Source organism: Saccharibacillus alkalitolerans, from assembly GCF_011090185.1.
GTDB classification, from domain to species: domain Bacteria; phylum Bacillota; class Bacilli; order Paenibacillales; family Paenibacillaceae; genus Saccharibacillus; species Saccharibacillus alkalitolerans.
On sequence record NZ_JAAFGS010000001.1, the window covers coordinates 809,605 to 834,341 of the forward strand.

Below are 24,737 nucleotides of genomic sequence, written 5' to 3' on the forward strand. Positions count from 1 at the left end.
GCGCGAAAGAAGGAATTCGTTACGGAAAAGAGGAGATTTATGGATAAATTTTGCGGAAGAGCGAAGTTCTTGTCCATTCGAAAAAGACGCCGGCGACAAGCCTGCGTCTTTTTTCGGATTTTATTCGATTCTTTTCCTTTTTTTGCGAGCGGCTTTGCAAAGAAATACGTGCCGCGCCGTTTCGTGAATGCCGGATGTTCTTCTTCTGCCTCGCATGTTTACTGCACTTGAAGCACTCTCTTCAGGAACGTGTTCAGCGCGGGCAGCTCGTTTTGCTTCTTGATCCGCTTTGCCAGCGCTTCGTGCTCGCCGGCCGCATAGGCTTTCAATCCTTCGCGCAGCTTGGCGTCGAAACCGGCAGGATCGTTCGCGCGCTCGGTTTCCAGGTCGATCAGCATCAGCTGCCAGTCGTAACCGCTCTCCGCGTAATCGAACTCCGGATAAGACTCGGCGAGCTTGCGGGCTTCGTCAAGCGGCAGGCCGCCTTGCAGCTTCAGCGCCAGGAGCGGACCCGCGTAGTGATGGCTCGGATCGGTCGCGAGCGAAGCGGAAAATTCCGCTTGGGCCTCTTCGGCTCGGCCTCTTTTCAGCAGCGACATCGCATGATTGCCGAGCTCGAAATAATCGGGCTGTCTGCCGAGCAGTTTGACGTAAAGGGTATAGTAATGCTCGTAACGCGCCCAGTCTGCCCGTTCATAAAAATAACTCATCAGTTTATAAGTGTCTTCCATGTTCGGCTGCCGCTCGTTCGCTTCTTCGAGCAGAGAAACGGCTTCGCGTTCCAGTCGGGGCTGATTGTCCGCATAACTGCGGATATAGAGAAGGTCGGCGAGCATCCGCACGGCATGCGTGTCGGTGCCGTCGGCTTCGTATTCGCTCCGATAAGTTTCGATCGCCTGCGTCCATTTTCGTTCAAGCAGCAGCCGGTCCGCGTCCGATAGGTTTTTCCGCTTCAAGTAAAAGGTAGGCAGGGAAGAAGCGTTTATCTCGTTCAGCCGGTATCCGTAACTGCTGGCGATCAGCCGGTCCTGCGCGTCGTAAGCGTTGACGGTCCAGGAGACGAGGGCGTCGGGATCGGAGAAACCGAGCAAATCTTTCGGATCGAATTGGTCCCAGGACACGTTCGTCCCGCTGCGCCGGTCGAAGCTCCAATAGATGGAGGGCATACGGTAAAAGCGATCGACCGGGACGGAAGCCTGGGGCTTCGTATAGCGCTGGAAGCGCTCCGACATGTAACCTCCGGTCGTTCCGGTGCCTTTTTTGTTCGAAAAACTGCTCATCACGCGGTAATAAGAAGCGCCCGGCACTTCTTTCCAACGCAGCTCGACCGTATCCGTATCGATCGTTTTTCCGTCGATCGGCGCTTCTTGACCGATCAGCGGCCGCATCGTCAAGTTTTTTTGTACCGTCTGGCCGCCTTTGATTTCGAACCATTCGTAGAAATTGATCGGATAGGTCCAGCCGTCCGCTTGCGCGAGACTGACCCCTAGATTGATCTGATAAATGCCGGGCATCACGCCTTTGATTTCGAAACGGCCTTGATCGTCCGTCAGCACGCGGTAAGGCGGCTCATCCATAAAACGTTGATCGAAAGGCCGTTCGTCACGAACGCCGAAACCGATATACATCTCGCTTTCGTGCAGCAGGAACACGCCCGCGCCCGCGATCGGCGTGCCGTCGCTGCGCTTCAGCACACCGGTCAAGGTCGAAGAAGCGGTATCTCCCAATTGGATCGAATGCCGGATCGCGCGTTCCAGTCGGGCGAGCCTTTTGTCGATTCCGTTATCGCCGCTGCCTCTTGCCCAGGTTCCCTGCGTTTCTCCGCCTTCGGTGCCGGTTGCTTCGTTGTAAGCTTTCAGTCCGCGATGCGCGGTATCCAGCGCTTCTTGGGGATGCCCGTCCGCGTACTGGGCTCTGGCCCGCAGCAGATCGAACCGGATGCGAAGCTGCGGATCTGCGACGATCGACGAATCTTCGTCCGCCTCCAGCAGGCTGTCGGCAGCCGCGAATTGCCCCTGCTTCAGCAGGCGGCCGGCTTGCAGCAGCAGAAGCTGCCCCCGTACGGCCGGACTTTGATTCGCGCGTGCCAAAGCGAGCTCGATCGCCCGGTCTCCGTCTTCCGTACGTCCGTCGGCATCGTAAACGTAGGCCAACTGGTCGGCGGCTTGAACGAGCCAGATATCCGATTCCGCCCGTTCGACGTAAGCCCGAAGCAGCGGGATCCGATCTGCCCGCGTCAGCAGGCGAGCCGGGTCCTCGGCAAGACGCCGCTGGGAGATGTGGTTAAAGACGTAACCGCTGTCGAAGTAAGCGTCGAACAAATAAGGCGAGTAGCCTTGAGCGTAACCGAGCACGTTTTCGCGGATCAGCTTCAGCTGTTCGTCGCCCTTCGCCCGGTTCAGCTTGTTGAGCAGGTCGCCGCGCGCATCCGCTTGAACGTTCGAAACCGCGGAGATCAACGAAGGGGCCGCATAAGCCGCCGATCCGACGACGACGGCCGGAACCAGCAGTCCAAGCACGAGATGTTTGACTTTCAGTTTAATTTTCATGTTTGTTCACCATCCGTTCGTAAAAGGCTTTGTCGTAAATGCCGCTCCGCGTTTCGATCAGCTGAATGGAACGGTCGTAGCGTTCCTCGGGCGAAAAGCGCGTGGAGGCTTCGTAGATCGGCAGGCCGACCGCCGTGATCAGGAGGAGCAGGGCGAATGCGGCCGAGACGGGCCCGAGCGAGAATTCCACGTCCTTGTTCCACCATGCCGACAAGCGCTGGCGGCGGGAAGGCCGGAAGGCCCGCTTCAATACTTCGTCGTGTCCCCGAAAAGAAATTTCGTTTAAATCCTCGTCCAACCTATGTTTGACCGCCCGCCGTTCGGCTTCTTGATTGGATTCGTTCATCGCCGTTCCTCCTCTTCCCAAATCTTCTTCAGCGCGTTTCTTCCCCGCATCAGTCTCGATTTGACGGTGCTTTCCGGGGTGTCCAGCTGCTCCGCGATTTCCCGTATCGTCAATTCTTGAAAATAGTACAGCACCATGCATTCGCGGTTGCGGTAATCGATTCGACGCACCGCTTCGGCCAACTTTCCGTTCCGCCATTCGGTCATGAACGATTCTTCCGCTCCCGCGCTTCTCAAGTTCGCGTCGACCGGCAGTTCGCCGGCTTCGCCGCCCGGAAAAATGTTCCGCCAACTCCAGGTCCGCTGCTTCATGCGGCAGCGATTGATGACGATGCGCACCAGCCATGATTTCAGCTTGGCCGGATCCTGCAGCTGCGCGATTTTGGCATAGGCCAGGACGAAAGTGTCCTGTACCGCTTCTTCGGCGGCCTGCTTATCCTTGACCAGCAGGCAGGCCGTGCGCAGGAGCAGATCGCCGTAGTCGTCCATCAGTTCGCGCAGGGCGGATTCGTCCTTGTTTTTGATTCTCTCTATAAGGTCCAGGCCGAGCTCCCCCCTTCAAGCGTTAAGATGCGGGCCGCGCAAAACGGGTTGCGCCCGGAGGCAAACTTTTTTTGCGCAAACATAAAAAAGCAGCCCTCCGGAATAGAGGACTGCTGCCGAAACCGCCGGATTCACAAATAATACATCTTGAACAAAATATCCTGGTTGTGATTCCCGAACTTTTTGCCGAAGATGGTCGCTCCTCCGACGTTCTTCGCGTCTTCTTTCACTTCGATGCGCAAAGTCCAGCGGTCGCAGCTCGTATCGAGATCCGCGATCGAGACGTCGGACATCGGATCGCCGTCGACATATGTGCCGTGGCCGGTAATGCGGATCGTTTTGAGCAGGCCGTATTGGTTGAGATTATGCGGCCACCAATCCGGCGTGAGCTTGCCTCGCGTATCCGCGAAGTCGCCCGGGCTCGTCCAGGTACCGAGTTCGATGCCGTTCAGCGTAAAGGTGATATCGGAAGGCCAGACGTCGTTGGAAAAAGGGAATTCCGACGAAAGTTCCATGCTGATTTCGAACTGCTGCAGCTTTTCCTCTTTTTTGAGAAAGTTCGCCACATTGTACTGCACGAATCCCTGCGTGAACCACAAAATTTCCGCATCCATGCGCTTGGGATCCATAAAATACTTCGGTTCGTCGACCGGCCCGATGAAATCTTTGTCCGACGCGAGTCCGCAAGTCGGCTTGAGATCGAAATCGGTATAATGGCCGACCGGAACCGACGTTTCGTACGAATCGAAAGAATGGAAGATCTTTTTAGGGAAATTGATTTCGATATGATCGACTTTGAGAATGGACAGCTTCTGGAGACCGGATTTGCCCGGAACCTTCTCCGTTTTGATGATGCCGGCGTCTTCCAGCTTCTTGATATGCTTGATCACGATCGGGCTGCTGATCTTCAGCTCCTCGGCGAGCTCCTTGATATTCATTTTGTTTTTGGACAGCAGCTGAATGATCTTAATGCGAACTTCGCTGGCCAGCGCTTCGTAGACGACGAGGGAGGACTGATCGATTTCCAACTGCATCTTATCCCACTTCTTTCACTTGGTTTCATTAATACGACCGCAGGCGGTCTTGGTAACGTTAATGATACCATAAAGGTTATTAACCTGTATATAAATTAATGTAATAGGTACTTTCGAAGCAAAAAAGCGATTACATGGCGAAATTAAGTAAACTAAATAGTTAATTTAATGAGAAGAAGTTGTTTTAAGTTTATAAAAAAGTTATTGACACCGTTTTCAGATTAACGATATACTAAACCCAAGTTAAGGGCTTGTTAAAGACAGGAGGAGAATAGATTGAAGAGAAAATTGGGGGCATTAGTAACAAGTTTCGCAGTAGCGGCTACAGTGCTGGCGGGGTGCGGAAGCAGCAACGCCAACGATCCGAAGACCATTACGTTTTGGACGCCGCTGACTGGCGAAGACGGCGCGTATATGGATAACCTGGTCAAGGAGTATAATGCGACTAATCCCGAGATCAAGGTCAAACACGTTGTAACCTCTGACATGTACACGAAAATTTCGACGGTATTGAGCTCGGGCAAAGGCGTACCGGATCTGACGATCATCCACGCCGACCGCGTACCGGGTTACGTGAAGCAGAAGCAGCTGGAACCGATGACGGCAGTCATGCAAGCGCAACCAGAGCTGAAAGAAGCTAACTTCCTGCCTCAAGCCTGGGGCGCCGGCAACATCGATGGAACTCAGTATACCGTTCCGCTCGATATCCACAGCAACGTTATGTATTACAACAAAGACCTGTTGAAAAAATACGGGGCCGAAAGCTTCCTCGACGACAACAACGTAACGATCGACGAAATCCTGAGCCTGAAAGGCAAGCTTGACGAAGGCGATTATGTCGTGAACGACGCGCTGATCGGCTGGGTCATGCTGGCGCAAATTCAGAACCTGGGCGGCGACATCCAAAAAGACGGAAAACCTGCGGTCAACACGGACGTCATGAGACAGGCGATCGAAGACGTCAAAAAGATCAACGATGCCGGCCTGATGACGCCGTTCGGCGAAGACGGATACCTGATGTTCCAGTCGGGCAACGTTCTGTTCTCGACAGACGGCACATGGAGCTCCACGGCTCACGCATCCGTCGAAAACCTGAACTTCGGCGTGACGAACGTCTACTCGGCAAGCCCGGACAAATTCACGAACCGCGCTTCGTCCCACATGTTCGCGATGTTCAACAGCGAGCAGCGCACGGACGAAAAAGAGCAGGGCATCGCGGCGTTCCTCGAGTTCATTCGCAGCCATTCCGTCGAGTGGGCGAAAGCGGGACAAATCCCGGCAAGTAAAGAAGTCGTGGAAAGTCCAGAATTCAAGAACTACATGCAGTCCTTCTTCACTTCGAACGAAGAAGAGACCAAATCGCTTTACATCTATACGTACGAGTACTATCCGTACATCGCCGAAGCGGTCGACAAATACGTGGGCGATCTCATTCGCGGCAACACGCCGATCGACGAAGGGCTGCAGGCGATGCAGAAGGAAGTCGAAGACAAGATCGGGGAATCGAACGGCGGAGCCGCGGCCGACTCCGGCAAATAACCCGGCTGATCAAGCGGGTTGAAGGAATCAAACCGATATGCCCGCTTACGTCATCTCCCCATACGGCAGTTCGTTCGCAATCCGGTGTTCCGGCCTCCTTCCAAGGGAGGTCGCGCCGGGGACGGCAGCAGAGGGGAACGGCGAAGGGCATATTGTTTTTTTCCGGACCGCCGATCCGACAGAGTCTTGAGAGGAGAACTGAAAGCCTATGAAAAAGAAGCTGAATCTGGCTCCCGCCTTATTCGTGGGACCGCATTTGATCTTGTTCCTCGTATTCGTCGTCATCCCGACGATTTACGGAATTTACGCTTCGTTTACGCAGTGGAACCTGGCGGGCTCCCCGAACTGGGTAGGGTTTGCCAACTATAAAACGATTCTGTTCGATACGGATTCGACGTTCCACATGCAGTTCTTTAACGGTCTTAAAAACACGCTTCTGTTCGTTCTGTTCACCGTACCGCCGCTTATCGTTCTTCCGCTGATGATCGCGGTGGCGCTGTCGCACAAAAAGGTCAAAGGCAAAACGTTCATTCAGTCCGTTCTCTACGTGCCGGGACTCATCTCCATTTCGGCCGCGGCACTGATCTTCACGCTCATTTTCAACAAACAGCTCGGCGTGACCAGCAATGTATTCGGTTCGACCATCGCCTGGGCGACGCACCAGCCTTACGCTTGGCTCACGATCGTCGTGCTGACGATCTGGGGCGGCATCGGCGGCAACATGATCATCTATCGCGCTTCCATCAGCGGGGTGGCGGAAGAGCTTTATGAATCGGCCGAGCTGGACGGCGCGGGCCCGATTCGTAAATTTTTCAGCATCACGCTGCCTTCGATCAACTTCCCGTTGATCTATACGTTCGTTATGACGACGGCAGGCGCATTCAACGTCTTCGGACAGCCGCTTATGATGACCGAAGGCGGACCGCAGCAGAGCACGTCGGTTCTCATGATGTATATTCGCCAGCTGGCATTCGGCACCGGCGAATCGATCGCGGGGATGGCTTCCGCGATGGCCGTTCTGCTTGGACTCGTAATCCTGGTCGTTTCGGCCCTGCAGTACTACGTCATGAACCGCAACGCCAACTGATCGGTCCCACGCGCGGGAATTGAGCAGGGAGCGGCGCCCGCGCCGGAGCATTCGGCAGGGCGTCCGTCGCAAGATACGAAAAAGGGTGGTGCATTATGTCAAACCAGGTAATGGATTTGGATAAAGGCGCGGTAGCGGTCGGCCGCAAACGCGCGAAAGTCAGTGTCTCGCAGATCGTGGCTTATGTATTCCTGGGCCTGCTCTGTCTCGTTTGGATCATTCCGGTCGTATTCGGAATCACGACATCGTTCCGTTCCCAGACCGAAGTCGTCAGCACCGGCTTCCGGCTGCTGCCGGTCAACTGGATTACGGACAATTATACCGCAATCTTGGAAAATACGTCGACCGCGCCGATTTTGCGCTGGCTGATGAACTCCATCATCATCGCGACATCGCATACGCTTCTGGTGGTCGTCGTCATTTCGTTGACGGGCTACGGCTACGCGCGGATGAATTTCCGCGGACGCAACGTCCTGTTCTTCTCGCTGCTGGGCATTTCGTTCTTCCCGGCCGTCGTCAACCTGATTCCTTCTTACAAAATCATCGATGCGCTCGGCTGGGTCAACACGTCGTGGGCCATGATCATTCCGGGCCTCGCCGGCATGGGGAACATCTTCCTGGTACGTCAGTTTATGCTCGGCATTCCGAAAGACCTCGACGAATCCGCAAAAGTGGACGGAGCGAGCGACTTCCGCATTTACTTCTCGATCATGCTTCCGCTGATCAAGCCGGTTCTGATCGTCTGCGCGCTGTTCTCGTTCACCGGTTCTTGGAACGACTTCCTGTGGCCGGTTATCGTCTATACCGACGTCGACAAAATGCCGGTTACCGCGGGCCTGCTGCTGCTGCAGGACATCTACGGCAACTACCGCATGATCGGACAGCTGATGGGTTCGGCGATTCTGGCGATTATCCCGACGCTTGCCCTGTTCCTGTTCGCTCAAAAGTATTTCGTGCAGTCGATCAACCTGAACTCCGGGATCAAAGGCTGATTGCCTTTTCTCCCCGGATTGTATAACGCAAGTTTTAAAGAAGCCGGGAGGCTTCATGCATTCGAATTTCTTATCAACCCAACCAAACAGAAAAGCTTGCAGCCGACTTCCATCGGCTTTGCACGGGCCAAGCGGAGGAGACAGAGATTCTGCAGAAGCGCAGCGTTCGCCTTTGAAGCCGGATTTCCACCTTGTCAAAGGGTTAGCAAATAAAGAAATCCGGCTTCGACAGCGATCGTAAGAACTCTATCTCCGGAGCGTCTGCGCACGTGCGGACGTTGATGTAAAGTCGGCTTCAAGTCATAAGGAGCCGAGACCATGACTCATTACGACCTGCCCAATCCTCTGATCGAACAAAGGGCCGACCCCTTCATCTACAAGCACGCCGACGGTTATTACTACTTTACGGCTTCCGTGCCGGAATATGACCGCATCGAGCTGAGACGCTCTGCTACGTTGGAAGGCCTTCGCGACGCGGAAGCCAAGAGCATTTGGTTCAAATACGACAAAGGCCCGATGAGCGCCAATATCTGGGCTCCGGAAATCCATTATATCGACGGCAAATGGTACGTCTACTTTGCGGCCGCCCACACGTCGGAGACGCAGGAAGGCTTATTCGACCACCGTATGTTCGCGATCGAAAACGATTCCGTTAATCCGCTTGAAGGACAATGGGTCGAAAAAGGACAGATCAAAACGAAATGGGAGTCGTTTGCTCTGGATGCGACCTCGTTCGAGCATCGCGGCGTCCGTTATTATGTTTGGGCGCAAAAAGATCCGGACATCGCCGGCAACTCCAACCTGTACATCTCGGAAATGGAAAACGCCTGGACGCTGCGCGGCGAGCAGGTCTGCATTTCGACGCCCGAGTACGAATGGGAAAAAATCGGGTTCCTCGTCAACGAAGGCGCGGCGATTCTGAAAAGAAACGGCCGAATCTTCATGACGTTCTCCGGCAGCGCGACCGATTCCAACTACTGCATGGGCCTGCTGACGGCGGACGAGGACAGCGACCTGTTGGATCCGAAATCCTGGGTCAAGACGCCGGTTCCGGTATTCCGCACTTCCGAAGAAAACGGACAGTACGGACCGGGTCACAACAGCTTTACCGTATCGGAAGACGGCAAGCTGGATCTGCTCGTCTATCACGGCAGAAGTTACAAAGAGATCGTCGGCGATCCGCTGTACGATCCGAACCGCCATACTCGCGTACAGGTCATCGAGTGGAACGAAGACGGCACGCCGAACTTCGGCACGCCGAGACCGGACTCGACGGCTGAAAAAGCGGTACAGTCTTAAGACCGCATCTTGCCGATAAAGAAAAAGTCCGAACCAGACGCGCTGAAGCGCCGCCTATTCGGACGAACGAAGGCTCCTGCCTGCTTAGGGGATTTTTCCCGAAGCCGACAGGAGCTTTTTTGCATGAAGCCGGCCTAACTCGATTTGTCCATCCTGACGCATAGGCTTTGTGCGTCGGCGCTGTTTTCGTTAAGATGGAGAAAGAATAAAGAGAATTTTGGAGCTTGGGAGGAAGCATACATGCGCAAGGGTATACGACTGAAAGGCGGCATCGACGATAAAAGCTTCGAAAACCGGTTGAAATACGATCCGGAGATTGTGGAACTGTATTTGACCGAACAGGATATGGAACGAACCCCTTTAATCCGCGAGCGGATCCGGGCAATGAATCGCAGGGGGATCGGAGCCTATATGCACCATCCGTCGAGGTACCGCGGAGCTTACCTGGATATCGGAAGCGAAGATCCTCGAATGAGAACTTTTTACCGCGAATCGACGGCGGAGCTGCTGAAGATTTGCGAAGAAGAAGGAGCGAGATGCGTCATTCATGCCCATTACGTCGGGATGGGATGCGCGTCGGCCGACCGGGAAGCGACGATCGCGCTGCGGGAGGAGATCCGCTCGATCCCCGGATTCGACAGCGGGCTGCTGCTCTGGGAAGACTCGACCGAAGGGCTTTTTTGCTACAGCAACCCGTATTTGATCGACGACCTGATCGTTCCTCTGAATCTGCCGCTGAACGTGGACGTCAGCCATACGTTTATCGGGTTCCGGGGCGACAACGACAAGCTCTGCGAAGTGCTGGAGAGGACTGCTCCGTACGCGCGTTACTATCATCTTGTCGACAGTATGGGAGAGCGGCATGACTCGCTTCCGCTCGGCGAAGGCCGGATCGATTGGGTCCGCGTCAAGCCGTACGTGGAAGCCAAAGACTTCATTTTCGAAATCAATTTGACCGGAGACCACACCGACTGTTCGCCGATGGTGGACAGTGCGGCTTTTTTTGCGACGATCGGATCCTGAGCGGGGAGAAGGAGGACGGAGAATGAAAAAAGTGCTGATCGCCGACGACGACGCCCATATCCGAACGCTGCTGCGCACGGTGCTGACGCAGGAGGGTTACCGGGTCGTCGAAGCGAGGGACGGAGACGAAGCCGCGGCGAGGTTGGCGGAATCGCCGGTAGATCTGGCCATACTGGACGTGATGATGCCCGGACGAAGCGGTCTGGATCTGTGCACGGACATTCGCGCCTCGTACGATATTCCGGTCATTCTGCTGACGGCGCGCGAACAGCTGACGGACAAAGAAGCCGGCTATGCGCACGGAACGGACGATTATATCACCAAGCCATTCGAACCGAGGGAGCTGCTGTTCCGCATGAACGCCTTGTTCCGACGCTACTCGCTCGCTTCGAGCGAAAAAATCCGGCTGAATCGTCTGACCGTCGACCGCAAAAATCACGAGGTGACCGACGGGGACGCCGTCCTGCTGCTGCCGCTGAAGGAATTCGAACTTTTGGCGCAGCTGGCGGAATATCCCGGCAGGCTGTTCGAACGCGGCGAATTGATCAGGCTCGTTTGGGGAGCGGACTACGAAGGGGACGAACGGACCGTCGACGTACATATCAAACGGCTGCGGCAGCGGTTTGCCGATTACGGAGACGAATTCGCCATCCGAACGGTGCGGGGAATCGGATACAAGCTGGAGGTGGCCCGGAAATGAGACTTCGACTTGCGCCCGGACGTGCGACCGAAAGCCTGTACGTGCGCGTCTGCCTGACGACGCTGCTGGCCGTCGGGGTAGGCGCGCTGCTCGGCTTTCTCGTTTCCAACGTGCATTATCATACGAGCCTCAAACCGTTCAACGATGCCAAGCTGTCGGGAATTGCCTATGAGGTGAAACGGATGGCCGAGCTGCGTCCCGATGCGGCCGACGAATATCTGGAAAGCGCGGCGGGACTCGGATACGAGCTGTACGTGACCGACGGAGACGGGTTCGAAAAGTTTTACGGACGCCCGTTTCGCGAACGCGATCTGAAGTCCGAATCGGTACGGGAGGTGCTCGGCGGCGGCGAATACCACGGCGTAGCCGACTTCCCGAACCGACCGTTTATCACCGGATTTTTCGACAATCGGCTCAGCAACACGGTCGGCGTTCCGCTGGAGCTGGACGGACGCCGAACGGCGCTCTTTTTGCGTCCGGACGTTATTCTGCAGTTCGGCGAACTGCGCAGTTTTTTTGCGATGATCGGACTGCTTACGGTAGCGTTCAGCATCGCGATTCTGCTGATTGCCACCCGCTATCTGGTCAAGCCGATCACGCGCATGACGGCGGCCACGAAGGAAATCGCGGACGGGCGGTACGAGATCGAACTGCCGACGGGAAGGCGCGACGAGATCGGACAGCTGGCGGGACATTTTATGACGATGAGCCGGGACCTATCGCGTTTGGAAGAGTCGCGCAGGGAATTCGTCGCCAACGTTTCGCACGAAATTCAGTCGCCGCTGACTTCCATTCAAGGGTTCGCGGCGGAATTGTCCGTGCCGGAGCTGCCTGATGCGCAGCGGCTGCGCTTCGCTTCGATCATCGGGGAGGAGAGCCGCAGACTGTCCGCGCTGAGCCGCCAGCTGCTGCTGCTGTCCTCGCTCGACCGCATGGAAGACGGCTTGGTGCGCAGCCCTCTGAATCTGAAAACCGAGATCCGCCGAGCCGTCGAAGTGCTGGAGTGGCAGCTGAGCGAAAAAGGCATCGCGCTGCGTCTGTCCGTGCCCGACCATTTGCTGGTGATGGGAGACGCGACGCTGCTGGATCAAGTATGGATCAATTTGCTGTCGAACGCGGTCAAGCATATTCCCGAAGGACGGTCGATTACGGTAACGGCGGCAACCGAAGGGGAAGAGAACGTACTGCGCTTCGCGGATACGGGGGACGGCATCGATCCGGCGAAGCTTCCCCTGCTGTTCGATCGGTTCTACCGGGGCGATCCGTCGCGTTCGGACGGCGGAAGCACGGGGCTGGGGCTTGCAATCGCCAAAAAAATCGTGAATCTGCACGGCGGAACCATCTCCGCCGAGAGCGAACGAGGGCGGGGTTCCGTCTTTGCCGTGAAGCTGCCGAAATTGTAATTTGCCGTTCATACTCCGTTCATTTTGCGCGACTAGACTGAGGGCACAGGTTGAAAAACCGCGGCTCGGATCAAGGCGGGCCGGATGACGGAGGAGGAACGAATGATGTTTTTGGCTTTGCGGGAAATCCGTTTTTCCAAGACCCGGTATGTGCTGATCGTGACCATTATGCTGCTCGTGTCGTTTCTGGTGCTGTTCGTGACGGGACTTGCCAACGGTTTGGGGAATGCGACGTCTTCGGCGGTACGGAATATGTCGGCGGACCGTTTTATCGTGCAAAAGGATTCGGACGACCGCTTCGCCCGCTCCGCGCTGCATGCGGAGCAGATCGATCAGGCGCGGGCGGTCGCGGGAGCGGAAGGCGCCGAACCGCTCGGCGTGCAGATGACGACGGTGACGAAACGGGATTCGGAGAGCAAGATCGATATCGCGCTGTTCGGCGTTCCCGCCGGCGGTTGGCTGATGCCGGAGACGGCGGAAGGCAGCCGATTGACTGCTTCGGAAACCGGTCAAGTGCTTGCGGATCGCGATCTGGCCGAATCGGGCGTCGCCGTCGGCGATACGATCGTCGACGGCGCGACAGGGCTCGAGTGGACCGTCGTCGGCTTTACGGAAAATCAATCGTACAGCCACATGCCGGCGGTATGGATGAACGAGGCGGATTGGGCCGCTTATCGTTCCGAGCTGATGGCCGCGCGCGGCGGAGAAGCCGATCCGGCGTACAATGCCATTGCGCTTCGGGTATCGGACGCGCAGGCGGAGCGGTTGAATTCGACGCTGCCGGACGCCGAAGTCATCACGAAGTCGCAGGCTATCTCGGCTATTCCGGGTCACAAAGCGGAGCAGTCTTCGCTCCTGATGATGATCGCGTTTCTGTACGTGATCTCGGCTTTCGTGCTGGCCGTCTTCTTCTACGTCATTACGATTCAGAAGACGAGCCAATTCGGCATTTTGAAGGCGATCGGAGCCAGGACCCGTTATCTGGCGGGCAGCGTGATCGCTCAGGTGCTGGTGCTCTCCTTCGGGAGCCTGGCGATCGGCGTGGCGTTGGTACTGGCCATGAAGGCCATGCTGCCGGCTTCGATGCCGTTTGCCTTAAGCGCGGGAACCGTCTTATCGAGCTGCGGATTATTCCTCGCCGTAGCGCTGATCGGCGGACTGGCCTCCGTCGTCAAGGTAGCCAGAACGGACGCGCTCGACGCGATAGGGAGGGCAGGGGCATGAATACAAGCTTAACGACGGAATCGAAACATACGTCTCGACGTTCCTCGGGTGCTTCGCAGAGCGGCTCTTCCGTCTCTACGGGGCTCGCCCGGCCGGCGGATATCAAGCTGCGGTTGAACGAAGTCTCGCATGCTTACGGGGACGGGGAGTCCGAGCTGACCGTGCTGGACGGCCTGTCCTGCACGGTCCGTGCCGGCGAACTGGTAGCCGTGGTCGGTCCTTCCGGTTCGGGCAAGAGCACTTTTTTGTCCATTGCGGGCGCGCTGCTGACGCCGAGCCGCGGCGAAGCGGAAGTGGGCGGCCGAAATTTGGCGGGACTGAATCCGCAAAAACTGGCCGATCTGCGGCTGCACGAGATCGGCTTCATTTTCCAGGGCGCGAATCTTCTGCCCTATCTGAGAGTGGAAGAACAGCTGCGTTTCGTGGCGAAATTGGGGCATGCCGATAAGCGGCAGGCCGTCCGCCGAGCGGAGGAACTGCTGGAGCGGCTGGGATTGACAAGCCGCCGCCGGCATTATCCGGACAAGCTGTCCGGCGGCGAGCGTCAGCGCGTTGCGGTGGCGCGGGCGCTGATGAACGATCCGTCGGTCATTTTGGCCGACGAGCCGACGGCGAGTTTGGACGCGGATCGCGGCCGGGACGTGACCCGCCTGCTCGCGGAGCGGGTCAAAGCGGAAGGCAAAGCGGGCGTGATCGTCACGCACGACGAGCGGATTCTGCCGTACTGCGACCGCGTGCTGCGCCTGGAAGGCGGGCGGCTGCGGGAAGGGTAACGGCGGCAGAACGCTCGGCGCGCGGAAATGCCGGAAGACGGCACCGGTTCTCTGCGGAGAACCGGTTTTTTGTATCGTTCAGGCGTTCGGAGACGCAAAAAATGGTCCCGGAGCATCTAATGACTTAAGAGAAGCTGCTAAGCCGTAGCTGTTTTGTTATTTTGCATACGCTCACAAAATGAGTTAATCTGGGAATATAAGGAGGTGCTTATCGTGTTGGGAGAAGTCGATAAAAAGAAATGGGGCATACTGATCGCGATCTTCCTGCCGCTCGGCGCGCTCGGTCTTATCTTTCTTCCGAGTCCTCATAGAACCTGGATAGTCCCGGTATTTCTCGCTCTGTTCTGGGTGATCTATTACGTCTGGATCGGTTTGGAAAAACGTAAAAAGAAGCTCGCCAAAACGGTGTGAAAAGGGTATCATAACACCGTAGAAACGTTTCGAAAAATCGGAGGGACTGGAATATGAGTCAAGCAGCAGGAACAGGTTCGTCGAGGAACCGGGCGCCTTTGAAGGTCATGACCTTCAATCTGCGGACTTACACCGCGTACGATGCCGGCAACGAATGGACCCAGCGCGCCCCTTGGGCGGCGGAAACGATCGCGGCGCACGCGCCGTCGATCGCAGGCGTGCAGGAAGCTTATCTGCTTATGTTGGAGGACCTGCAGCGCGAACTGCCGGATTATGCTTGGATCGGTCAGGGACGCCGCGGAGGGAGCGAAGACGAGCACTGCGCTATTTTTTATCGTAAAAACGAATTCGAGGTCGTCGGGCAGGGGCAGTTCTGGCTGTCGGAAACGCCGGACGCCGCAGCTTCGCTCGGCTGGGACAGCGATTATCCGCGAATCTGCACCTGGGGGCGATTCCGCAGCTTGGAATCGGGAGAAGAACTGCGCGTCTACAATACCCATCTGGATCATATCGGCGAGCGCGCGCGAATCGAAGGCGTCAAGCTGGCCGCTGCGGTCATGCTGAAGCATGACGCCGAGCACCCGGACAGCGCCGCCGTGCTGATGGGCGACATGAACGGCGGGCCGTCGGATGCTCCCCTGCGTTTTCTGCGCGGAGAGCTGGCGGAAGAAGGGCCGGTACCTGCCCTGCAGGATGCGTACGACAAGCTTCAAGGGGAATCGGGCCGCACGTTCCACGATTTCGAAGGCGGACTCGAAGGCGAGCCGATCGATTACATTTTCGCTGCGGCTCCGCTTCGAGTGCTGCGCAGCGGGATCGACCGGCGCGACTTCGGCGGCCAATACCCGTCCGACCACTATCCGCTGATCGCCGAGCTGGAACTGGATTAAAGTCCGCTCGCGGCAGGTCCGAACCTGCCGGATGCGGACGGGTCGTATTCCGAAGCATCGGATTTCGAGCAACGAAACGGAATGCGCCGGAAACCGAATCGATTCGGCTGTTTTAACTTTTCCATCATAATGTTCGACCGCTTCCCGTTCGCGCGGCTTTTCGCGCAGACGGGAAGCTTTTTCTTTTTGCCGGACATTCCCAAAAAGTCGTTGACCCTCACGCTGCGTGATAGTCTATGCTGAATGCAGAAAGAAGGTGATCAAAGTCGCGCTGAAAGTCAAAGAAGTATCGAACCTTGCCGGAGTCAGCGTCCGCACGCTGCATCATTACGACGAGTTGGGACTGTTGAGACCGGAAGCCGTATCGGAATCGGGCTACCGGCTCTATTCCGACGGCGATCTGGAGCGGCTGCAGCAGATTTTGTTTTTCCGCGAGCTGGGGTTCCCGTTGAGGGAGATCGGCCGGATGCTGGACAATCCCGCGTTCGATCGGCTTGAAGCCCTAGAGCTGCAGCGACGGATGCTGCAAGAGAAGCTGAAGCATACGCGCCGTATGATTGCCAATATCGACCGAAGTATTTTACATGCCAAAGGAGAGATGGAGATGACGAACGAACAGCGATTCGAAGGGATCGACTTCACGAACGATCCGTACGAACAGGAAGCGCGTGAGCGCTGGGGCGATGCCGCGATCGACGAGTCGAAGCGCAGGCTGGCAGACCGCACCCGAACGCCCGAACTGCACGCCGAATTGCAGCAGGAATGGGACGAAAGGATGCGCGCGATGGCGGATGCGCGGCATGAAGATCCGTCTTCGCCGAAAGCGCAGCAGCTGATGGAGGAATGGTACGCTTTTCTGGGCAATTTCGGCACGTATTCGTACGAAGCGTTCGCCGGACTCGGTCAGATGTACGTGCAGGATGAGCGTTTTGCGCGAAACCTCGACCGATACGGCGAAGGTCTCGCGGCTTTCATGAGCGAAGCGATGGGCGTCTATGCCCGGAACAAGGGGGTACGGGATGAAGATCGAAATTGAAGACACGATCGGGCAGTACGAAAGGTGCTTCGCGCTGGCCGAAGAGAAACGCGCCGACAATTTTCGTTTTGAAATGATGGGACCATTCGAGCGGATGTGGAACGCGATAGGAGTTCCTCTTCGCTCGCCGGCTCCCGGAGGCTACGACGTCGTAATGGCGGCGGACATGCTGGGCTACCTGCCGCTGTCCGACTCGGAACGCGGGCTGCGGGCGCTGGAAGAGATCAAGCGGATGCGAGCCTTGGACACGGTGCGCCGGACGCTGAACGACTGCATGCTTTTGGTGGAAAAAGCAGGTCTGCAAATCGAAGCGGTCGCCTTGAAGTTCGGTCTGTACCTCGCGAATCCCGACAAATTGAAGCTGCAAAAAGGATACTGCGGCTTCGGCGGCATTCCGGGATTTGTTCAGGTGTCCATCTTTCCGAACGAGTATAACAAACCGAGGCTTCCGGCCATTGTCGCGCACGAGTTCAACCATAATCTGCGATTCTCGCATGCTGCCTGGAATCACGGGAACGTGACGGTCGGCGATTATCTGGTTATCGAAGGGCTGGCGGAATGTTTTGCTGAAGAATTGTACGGCAGCGAGCGGCTCGGCCCGTGGGTGGAAGAGGCGCGAAAAGGAGGGGGCGATTTCGAGCGCAGCGTGTCCGTTTTCGGCGAGGCGCTCGGCGTCAAAGGGTTTGCCGAAGTGGCGGGCTATATGTTCGGGGACGAAATCGCGCGCGAACAAGGATATGCGCCCGTCGGTCTGCCTCCGTTCGCCGGGTACGCCGTAGGCTATGCGGCCGTGCGTTCCTTTTTGAAACGGACGGGCGTCGGCATCGCCGAGGCTTCGATCCTGGGCACGGAGGAGATTATTCGGGAGAGCGGCTTTTTTGCGCTATAATAAACGCGTAAAAAGGAGGCTGGAAACGATGAATGACAGGCCCATACGGTTCGAAGAGTGGAACTCGGCCGATCCGGAGGCCCGGCTGCGTCTGCTGCGGTCGCTGGAAGGATTCGGGGGACACCCTTTCAAGCTGAAGAAAATCACGAGCTTCGGATCTGGAGAAGAGGCGTTCCCGACCGGAATTTACGAACTCGAAAATTCGGAGTTCGTATTCGTGCCCGGAAGGAGTCTCACACTGGGCTGGGACGGCGTGCGGCCGGAAGACGCGAAGCTGGCGGAAGCGCTGCGCAAGGAGCTGGAAACCGCGATGAACGCTTCCGTTTCGCCCGAAGAGCTGACGGCTTATTTTCGCGACGTTTTTTCGCCGCTGCGCGAAGCGTGCGTGCCGCCGATGCTGGTCGAACGCCGGCCGTCGCGGGTAGAAGCGGAAGACGGGGAACTTGTTCATTTGGAGGAGGTGCGGAAGCGGCTGGCGTCGCAGGGATTCGCGCTGCCGACCGAAGACGAGTGGGAAGCGCTGTGCGGGCAGGGAACTCGGCGTTTTTTTGCGGAGCATCTGAACAGGGACATGCTGGAAGCCGCAGCCGAAGATCAAGGATACTGGTATGCCTACGACCTGGAAACTCCCAACGTTTACGGGCTGTATATCGCCTACGATCCTTATCTGTACGAGCTGGTCGATGCGCCTTGCCTGGTTAAAGGAGGAGACGGAGGCGGGGCGGCCCACGGCGGCTACCGGGCGCTGGCCGTGCTGCCGCTGTCGCCGCAATACCGCGATCCGGTCATTTTCGAACTGTCCGACGAAGACGGCTTCGACTTCGACGTGCATGCGAGACGGATCGTCAGACTGATGGAACCCGGATCGTCTTTTAACGTATAAGGAGTCATCTGCGCATTTTTGCAAAAAGGATGATGAAAATGGAATCGAGAAACCCCGTATTCAACAAAAAAATGTTCGACCGCGCCAGGGAAGACCTGATCGGCTCGGGAACGATGACGGTCGGCGGCACGGTGCATAAGACGTTCGTCATGCTGCTTCTGCTGATCGGCGGCGCGGCTTACACCTGGTACCGATTCAATCAAGGACAGGACGTCTACGGCATCATGATCGCGGGAGTCGTGCTGGGGCTGATCGCGGCGTTGGTGACGACCTTCGTGCCGAAAGCCGCCTTTATTACCGCTCCGCTGTACGCGATCTTCGAAGGTCTGGCACTCGGGGCTCTATCGGCCGCGTTCGAGATGCAGTACCCGGGCATCGTGCTGAACGCGGTGTTGATCACCGTCGGCACGTTGTTCGCGATGCTGCTGCTCTACGTGACGAGAATCATCAAAGTGACGCCGAGCTTCCGGACGGGGATTATCATGGCGACGTTTGCCATCATGCTGGTGTACCTGTTCGACTTCGTGCTGGGCTTCTTCGGGGTCAACGTTCCGTTCATTCACGAATCCGGCCTGATCGGCATCGGCATCAGCCTGTTCGTAGTCGTCATCGCGGCGCTGAATCTGCTGCTGGATTTCGACTTTATCGAACAGGGTACCGGTTCCGGCGCTCCGAAGCATATGGAATGGTACGGCGCGTTCGGATTGATGGTCACGCTCGTGTGGCTGTATCTGGAAGTATTGAAGCTGCTGTCGAAGTTCGCGAAAAGGGACTGATCGCGGCGGCAGGCCGCGGAATAAATCCGCATAACCGAATCATTGTCCAAAAGCCCGGGATCGCCTGCTGCGATTCCGGGCTTTTTTCGCAAGCTGAAGTCGTAAGCCGGAGCTTGAGTGGGGATTAGGCTTTCTTCCGGCTGTGGAACTCCGCGACGGCCGCGGCCAGTTTGTTCCGAGCCTGCGTAAGCTGCTCCTCCGTGCCGCCTTTTTCCAAAGCGCGTTCGGCGTCGCGGATTGCCCGGCGCAGCGCGCCGAAGGCGGAAGCCGGATATTGGCCGGAACGGATGCCTTTCGGCAGGCCGAGCAGCGGCCGTGCCGTTTCGAGATCGGCGGCGAGGGCGGAAGAGGCGCCGTCCTCTCGAGGCAGTGCCTCATAGGCCGCTTGAAGCCGGTCGAACGCTGTCTGGACCGCTTCGGGTGAGGCCATGACGGCAAGCTGCGTTTCCAGTGCGCGAACCGCCGTGCCGAATTCGCCTGTCTGCGCTTCGGTCCATTGTCCGGCCGCCGTTCTCTTCAGCACATCGGCGCGGTATTGGAACGCTTGTTCGAGCATCGCTTTTCTTCCGTTTCGGCGGTCTTCGAAATCGACCATGAAGTTTTGGTATTCCCAGAATAAAGGCCGGATGCCGGCATCCCAGTAAGATTGGAACACAAGGTCATACATCCGGTCCCGTATCGAAGCGATTTCGTCCATGGCCCGCTCGGCTTCGGTTTCGGTCCATTGTCCGGGTTCGTTGCCGAACTCGGTATGGAGATGAAGCTGCATTTCCGTTTCCAACAGCAGCCGGTCGATCTCGTAGCCGCTCTCGCCCCAGTACAGCGTATAGGAAGGAAAGGCGTCCAACTGCTTTAAGGCGTCCGCAAGTTCTTCTCTCGTCGAAGCAGGGTCGAAAGCGGTGGAAAACAGGTTAAGGCTCGCCTGCTTGAACACCGGATAGTATTCTTCATAATCATAGGCGGATTTGTGGATTTCATTGAACTGGTACATGGCTCTGGATTGGTTGAATATACGGGCGCGCTCGGCGTCCTCGAGACCGATGCCCGAAGGAGTTCGGCTGTCGGACGAATCCGCTGCGGAAAAGGCGCCTTCGCTGTGGGCTAACGCGGGAAGGGAACCCAGGAAGAACAGGACGGCGAAGAAAAGCAGCGTCGGTTTGAATCCTTTTTTACGCTTGAACACGTTCAAGGGAGAAACCTCCTTTTTTCGATAAGAAGCTGCCCTGCGAAACGGACGGAAACGGAAGGAGCGCGAAACCGGCCTCAAGGATTCGGATGATCATGGAAATACAAATCGGCTTCGATGAATTCCCGATAGATGGCATACCCGTCTTCGCCCGCATGCAGGCGTTCCCGCAAAGAGCTCATCTTGTCGACGAATGCGTCTACTTTTTCCTGCGAATAGCCGCCGGGTTGGTCGCTGACGGGAAAATGCAAAATGAAGTAGCTGGACATTTTAATCAAAATGTACGAGGTATTCGGCATGCCTTTATCAAAAAAGTCTTTCTGGGAAAGTCTGATATATTTCAGCGCTCTTGCCAATCGGGAAGGGGTAGAGTTCGCGTCCTGGGCGATGGATGTCGTCTCGGCGACGATCCGGTCGGTGAAAGGTCCCGCGTATTCGTCGATCAGGCTTCCGTGCAGGGCGGACGACGTCATCATCGAGGAAGATTCTTTGAAAACCCGGATCTCGTACAGCAGCTGCGCGCGAACCGGATCGTCCGGCGGAGCGGGGGCTTCGCTGGCGGCATAAACGGCACTGCCGAAAAGGGCGGACGGAAGCGGCGCAAAAAGCAGCGGCACAGCCAACGACGCCGAGGCGAGGCTCAGCAGAGTCTTTTTCCCAAGGCTATTCGATTGGACATTCTTCCTAAGTATGTATTCTATCCAAACCATAAACCGGGGGCTTTTTATAGAAACATAAAAAACTAAAAATATAATAATTTTACATTTATCGCGAGCGAGAAGGACGGGTTTTACAAATTGAAAATCGTCTGTTCCCGCGGAACCCGAACGAACACGCGCAAAAAAAGCCTGTCGTCCGCCGCCGGCGGGACAGGCTCTTCCGTTTTGCTTCCGTTTTCGCCTTGGCTCCTCAATCCTCGATCGTCGACAAATCGCCGGCCGGCAGCTTCAGCTCCCAAGCTTTGAGCACGCGCCGCATGATCTTGCCGCTTCGCGTTTTCGGCAGCTTGTCCTTAAACTCGATCTCCCGCGGGGCGGCATGGGCGGACAGCCCTTCCTTCACGAATTTGGTGATCTCCGCTTTCAGTTCGTCCGTCGCTTCGTAGCCTTCGCGCAGCGAGATGAACGCTTTGATGACTTCGCCGCGTACCGGATCGGGCTTGCCGATGACGCCCGCTTCGGCGACGGCCGGATGCTCGACCAGCTTGCTCTCCACCTCGAACGGGCCGACGCGCTCGCCGGACGTGTTGATGACGTCGTCGATCCGGCCCTGGAACCAGAAGTAGCCGTCTTCGTCCATATACGCGGAATCTCCGGAAATATACCAGCCCGGAATGCGCGTGTACTCTTCGAATTTCGCGGGATTGTTCCAAATTTTGCGCATCATCGACGGCCACGGCGTGCGGATCGCCAGATTGCCCATCCGCAGCGGCGGCAGCTCGCGGCCCTGGTCGTCGATAATCGCGGCTTCGACGCCTGGAATCGGTTTGCCCATAGAGCCGGGACGGAGGTCCATCGACGGATAGTTGCAGATCAGCTGGGCGCCCGTCTCGGTCATCCACCACGTATCGTGAATGCGCTGGCCGTAAACCCGGTGTCCCCAGCGAATGACTTCCGGATTCAGCGGCTCGCCGACGCTCAATACATGCCGCAGCGAGGACAGGTCGTACTGCTTGACCGCCTCGTCGCCCGCGCCCATCAGCATGCGGAACGCCGTCGGCGCGCTGTACCAGACCGTGACCTTATACCGCTGGATCGTCTCGTACCAGTCCTGCGGACTGAAGCGTCCTCCCCGGATCACGTTCGTCGCGCCGTTCAGCCACGGAGCGAAAATGCCGTACGACGTGCCCGTGACCCAGCCGGGGTCCGCCGTGCACCAGTACACGTCGTCCTCGCGCAGGTCGAGCACGATCCGTCCGGTATACCCGTGCTGCACCATGGCTCCGTGCACGTGATAGACGCCTTTCGGTTTGCCCGTCGAACCCGACGTATAGTGCAGAATCAGACCGTCTTCGCGGTCGACCCATTGTATCTCCGTTTCGGTCGACGCTTCGCGCATCAGCTTGTTGAAGTCGGCAAACGGGGAGTTTTCCGGCAGCATGCTCTCGTCCGCCTGCGTCGCGCCGTTCGTCGACGAATCGACCAGGATGACGTGCTTCAGCTCAGGCAGCTCGTGCGCGGGAACGCGCTCCGCGAGCTTCGGCGTCGTCACGATCGCGACCGCGCCGCTGTCCTGCAGACGGTCGCGCACGGCCGTTTCCATGAACGCTTCGAACAGGGGACCTGCGATCGCGCCGATCTTGATAATGCCGAGCAGCGTAAAATACAGCTCCGGCGTGCGCGGCATGAAGATGAACACGCGGTCGCCCCTGCCGATGCCGAGGCTCCGCAGCATGTTCGCCGCCCGGTTCGATTCCTGCCGCAGCTGCTCGAACGTGTACGATTCGTCGCGCTGAGGATCGCTGTAATGCAGCGCGATTTTGTCGCCCAGTCCCGACTGCGCATGCCGGTCGATCGCTTCGTGCGCGAGATTGACGCGTCCCGTCCCGTGCCAGCTGAAGCGTTTTTCTTCCTCCAGCCAGTCGAAAGAGCGCCGGGCCTCTTCGTAATCGCCCAGATTGGACTGCCGCGCTTCCGCGCCAATGATTTCCACCGTGTCTTTTTCCATAAGAGCCTCCAGTCGCGTAAGAGAATGGGATGCATGATCAAGCAACAGACCTTACATTTCTTACAGATGCAGCGCTTACAAATAAAACGGCAAAACAATAAGCTTCGGCGAAGCGCCGCCGCGCAAGCCGTACGGGCGGAGGAAGCATTCCGACCGCCCGGCGGCGAAACGTCGAATTTTCTGTAGTATAACATACTTGAAGGCTTTGTCGATTTTTCGCGCGGGAAAGGGGCGGCCCGAAGGCCGCCCCGCTCGTTCAAACGTCCACTTCGTAGTTCAGCCGCAGTTCGTCCGCAGGCAGCCCGCGAATGCCCCAGTCGGTCTTGGGCGTTTCGAAGATCGTAATCTCGAGATCGTTCGGTTCGATGCCGGCCGCTTCGAAGACCCGCCGGAACAGCAGCTCGATCAATCGCTTTTTGGCCTGGGGAGATCTGCCTTCGAACATGCTGATTTCGATAATCGTGTACCGGTCGGAACGTCCTTCCGGAAACATGAAGTTCTCTTTTTCCATAGGGAAAAAACGATGGAACTTCTTGTCCGGCGGAAGGCGGAAAGCCTCGACCATGCACGAATGGACGGCCTCCGACAGTGTGACTTTGAGCGGATTCAGCCTTGTTTCGAGTCCGTAAATTTTAACTTGTCCCATATGCTCAGCTCACCTTTCTCTGCTCGTCTATGCTCGGCTCGGTTGGAGTCCATCGACAGTATAGCTTGTTCCCGCTTGTTTGTCATGCCATGGATTCCGAAGCGCTGCCGCAGGGCCGTATGGTTTTCGATCGCCGAACAAGCTATGATGGAAGCAGGATACATGTCGTCCCGAGCGAAAGGAGGCCGCATGGAGCATACCAAAATTTTTCATGAAGAAACGGTCGAGGGCAAAGGAAAAACGCTGCTCGTCGAAGGGCCCGTACCGCCGGAGCGCTTGAAGGAACTGAGTCTGCATCCGCAGCTCGACGCGTTCCGCCGTCCCGAAGAGCAGCACGAGGCGCTGGTGGAGATCGCGGAGCTGCCCGAAGGACGAATCGTGGCGGCCGTGGAAGGCGAAACGGTCGTCGGCTACGTCACTTTTCATTATCCCGACGAGTACGAGCGCTGGTCGGAAGGGAAGATGGACGATCTGGTGGAACTCGGAGCGATCGAAGTTGCAAACGATTACAGAGGGATGGGGTTGAGCAAAAAGCTGCTTGAAGTGTCTTTTCTCGGCGGGCAGCTCGACAATACGATCGTTTTTACAACCGAATATTACTGGCATTGGGACCTCGAAAGCACGGGCCTCAGCGTCTGGGACTACCGCAAGATGATGGAGAACTTGATGAAAAACGTCGATATGGTCTGGTTCGCGACGGACGATCCGGAGATTTGCAGCCATCCCGCCAACTGCCTGATGGTGAGGGTGGGCAAAAAGGTGCCGCAGGAGTCGGTGGAAGCTTTCGACCGTCTCCGTTTCCGGCAGCGCTTCATGTACTGAGTGCCCCTCGAGGGGACTCG

24 protein-coding genes are annotated in these 24,737 nt (G+C 57.1%); 16 read left to right on the top strand and 8 right to left on the bottom strand.

Annotated elements, in window-relative coordinates:
* Window positions 1-218: 218 nt before the first annotated feature.
* The 4 genes from GYN08_RS03445 to GYN08_RS03460 form a co-directional block, all read right to left on the bottom strand.
* Entirely contained in the window at window positions 219-2,549 is a 2,331-nt protein-coding gene (locus GYN08_RS03445; RefSeq protein WP_166272498.1) for a carboxypeptidase-like regulatory domain-containing protein, read from the bottom strand.
* A complete protein-coding gene (locus tag GYN08_RS03450) occupies window positions 2,539-2,895 on the bottom strand; it encodes a hypothetical protein (protein WP_166272500.1) in 357 nt (118 codons plus the stop codon). The genes GYN08_RS03445 and GYN08_RS03450 overlap by 11 nt, the downstream gene beginning before the upstream one ends.
* On the bottom strand, window positions 2,892-3,437 hold the full coding sequence (locus GYN08_RS03455; RefSeq protein ID WP_268952848.1) for an RNA polymerase sigma factor: 546 nt from the start codon (window positions 3,435-3,437) through the stop codon (window positions 2,892-2,894). Before GYN08_RS03455 ends, GYN08_RS03450 begins: the two co-directional genes overlap by 4 nt.
* Before the next feature lie 131 nt (window positions 3,438-3,568).
* A complete protein-coding gene (locus GYN08_RS03460; protein WP_166272504.1) occupies window positions 3,569-4,471 on the bottom strand; it encodes an ArsR/SmtB family transcription factor in 903 nt (300 codons plus the stop codon).
* A gap of 276 nt (window positions 4,472-4,747) precedes the next feature.
* Between GYN08_RS03460 and GYN08_RS03465 the strand changes: the two genes are divergently transcribed.
* The 15 genes from GYN08_RS03465 (at window position 4,748) to GYN08_RS03535 (ending at window position 19,396) form a co-directional block, all read left to right on the top strand.
* Window positions 4,748-6,010: an extracellular solute-binding protein gene (locus tag GYN08_RS03465; RefSeq protein WP_166272506.1), complete on the top strand. Its 1,263-nt coding sequence runs from the start codon at window positions 4,748-4,750 to the stop codon at window positions 6,008-6,010.
* Between the two features lie 208 nt (window positions 6,011-6,218).
* Window positions 6,219-7,097, top strand: a complete 879-nt coding sequence (locus GYN08_RS03470; protein WP_166272508.1) for a carbohydrate ABC transporter permease — start codon at window positions 6,219-6,221, stop codon at window positions 7,095-7,097.
* Between the two features lie 95 nt (window positions 7,098-7,192).
* A complete protein-coding gene (locus GYN08_RS03475; protein WP_166272510.1) occupies window positions 7,193-8,089 on the top strand; it encodes a carbohydrate ABC transporter permease in 897 nt (298 codons plus the stop codon).
* Between the two features lie 318 nt (window positions 8,090-8,407).
* Entirely contained in the window at window positions 8,408-9,388 is a 981-nt protein-coding gene (locus GYN08_RS03480; RefSeq protein ID WP_166272512.1) for a glycoside hydrolase family 43 protein, read from the top strand.
* Window positions 9,389-9,628: 240 nt separating this feature from the next.
* Window positions 9,629-10,411, top strand: a complete 783-nt coding sequence (locus tag GYN08_RS03485; RefSeq protein WP_166272514.1) for a TIM barrel protein — start codon at window positions 9,629-9,631, stop codon at window positions 10,409-10,411.
* Window positions 10,412-10,433: 22 nt separating this feature from the next.
* Window positions 10,434-11,111 (top strand): response regulator, encoded by a 678-nt coding sequence (locus GYN08_RS03490; protein ID WP_166272516.1) that lies wholly within the window; start codon window positions 10,434-10,436, stop codon window positions 11,109-11,111.
* The gene (locus GYN08_RS03495) at window positions 11,108-12,514 is read left to right on the top strand and encodes a sensor histidine kinase (protein ID WP_166272518.1); all 1,407 of its coding nucleotides are present in this window, start codon (window positions 11,108-11,110) and stop codon (window positions 12,512-12,514) included. The genes GYN08_RS03490 and GYN08_RS03495 overlap by 4 nt, the downstream gene beginning before the upstream one ends.
* 102 nt (window positions 12,515-12,616) lie before the next feature.
* Complete coding sequence (locus tag GYN08_RS03500) at window positions 12,617-13,738, top strand: ABC transporter permease (RefSeq protein WP_235945736.1); 1,122 nt, start codon at window positions 12,617-12,619, stop codon at window positions 13,736-13,738.
* Window positions 13,735-14,511 (top strand): ABC transporter ATP-binding protein, encoded by a 777-nt coding sequence (locus tag GYN08_RS03505; RefSeq protein ID WP_166272520.1) that lies wholly within the window; start codon window positions 13,735-13,737, stop codon window positions 14,509-14,511. The genes GYN08_RS03500 and GYN08_RS03505 overlap by 4 nt, the downstream gene beginning before the upstream one ends.
* A gap of 213 nt (window positions 14,512-14,724) precedes the next feature.
* The gene (locus GYN08_RS03510; RefSeq protein WP_166272522.1) at window positions 14,725-14,922 is read left to right on the top strand and encodes a hypothetical protein; all 198 of its coding nucleotides are present in this window, start codon (window positions 14,725-14,727) and stop codon (window positions 14,920-14,922) included.
* Between the two features lie 53 nt (window positions 14,923-14,975).
* On the top strand, window positions 14,976-15,812 hold the full coding sequence (locus GYN08_RS03515; RefSeq protein ID WP_166272524.1) for an endonuclease/exonuclease/phosphatase family protein: 837 nt from the start codon (window positions 14,976-14,978) through the stop codon (window positions 15,810-15,812).
* A gap of 256 nt (window positions 15,813-16,068) precedes the next feature.
* A complete protein-coding gene (locus GYN08_RS03520; RefSeq protein WP_328802723.1) occupies window positions 16,069-16,848 on the top strand; it encodes a MerR family transcriptional regulator in 780 nt (259 codons plus the stop codon).
* Window positions 16,832-17,737 carry a DUF2268 domain-containing protein gene (locus GYN08_RS03525; protein WP_166272526.1) on the top strand — a complete coding sequence of 302 codons (906 nt, stop codon included), beginning with the start codon at window positions 16,832-16,834 and terminating at the stop codon, window positions 17,735-17,737. The genes GYN08_RS03520 and GYN08_RS03525 overlap by 17 nt, the downstream gene beginning before the upstream one ends.
* Window positions 17,738-17,765: 28 nt before the next feature.
* Complete coding sequence (locus GYN08_RS03530) at window positions 17,766-18,620, top strand: hypothetical protein (RefSeq protein ID WP_166272528.1); 855 nt, start codon at window positions 17,766-17,768, stop codon at window positions 18,618-18,620.
* Window positions 18,621-18,658: 38 nt separating this feature from the next.
* Window positions 18,659-19,396, top strand: coding sequence for a Bax inhibitor-1/YccA family protein (locus GYN08_RS03535; RefSeq protein ID WP_235945738.1), 738 nt, complete (start codon window positions 18,659-18,661; stop codon window positions 19,394-19,396).
* Window positions 19,397-19,520: 124 nt separating this feature from the next.
* On the opposite strand, the gene GYN08_RS03540 is transcribed toward GYN08_RS03535, so the two are convergent.
* The 4 genes from GYN08_RS03540 to GYN08_RS03555 form a co-directional block, all read right to left on the bottom strand.
* The gene (locus GYN08_RS03540) at window positions 19,521-20,585 is read right to left on the bottom strand and encodes a hypothetical protein (RefSeq protein ID WP_166272530.1); all 1,065 of its coding nucleotides are present in this window, start codon (window positions 20,583-20,585) and stop codon (window positions 19,521-19,523) included.
* A 74-nt stretch (window positions 20,586-20,659) separates the two neighbouring features.
* Window positions 20,660-21,199, bottom strand: a complete 540-nt coding sequence (locus GYN08_RS03545; RefSeq protein ID WP_166272532.1) for a hypothetical protein — start codon at window positions 21,197-21,199, stop codon at window positions 20,660-20,662.
* Between the two features lie 292 nt (window positions 21,200-21,491).
* Window positions 21,492-23,249, bottom strand: a complete 1,758-nt coding sequence (gene acsA / locus GYN08_RS03550) for an acetate--CoA ligase (protein WP_166272534.1) — start codon at window positions 23,247-23,249, stop codon at window positions 21,492-21,494.
* A 256-nt stretch (window positions 23,250-23,505) separates the two neighbouring features.
* Window positions 23,506-23,895 (bottom strand): tautomerase family protein, encoded by a 390-nt coding sequence (locus GYN08_RS03555; RefSeq protein WP_166272536.1) that lies wholly within the window; start codon window positions 23,893-23,895, stop codon window positions 23,506-23,508.
* Window positions 23,896-24,084: 189 nt separating this feature from the next.
* Between GYN08_RS03555 and GYN08_RS03560 the strand changes: the two genes are divergently transcribed.
* A complete protein-coding gene (locus GYN08_RS03560) occupies window positions 24,085-24,717 on the top strand; it encodes a GNAT family N-acetyltransferase (protein ID WP_166272538.1) in 633 nt (210 codons plus the stop codon).
* Window positions 24,718-24,737: the final 20 nt, after the last annotated feature.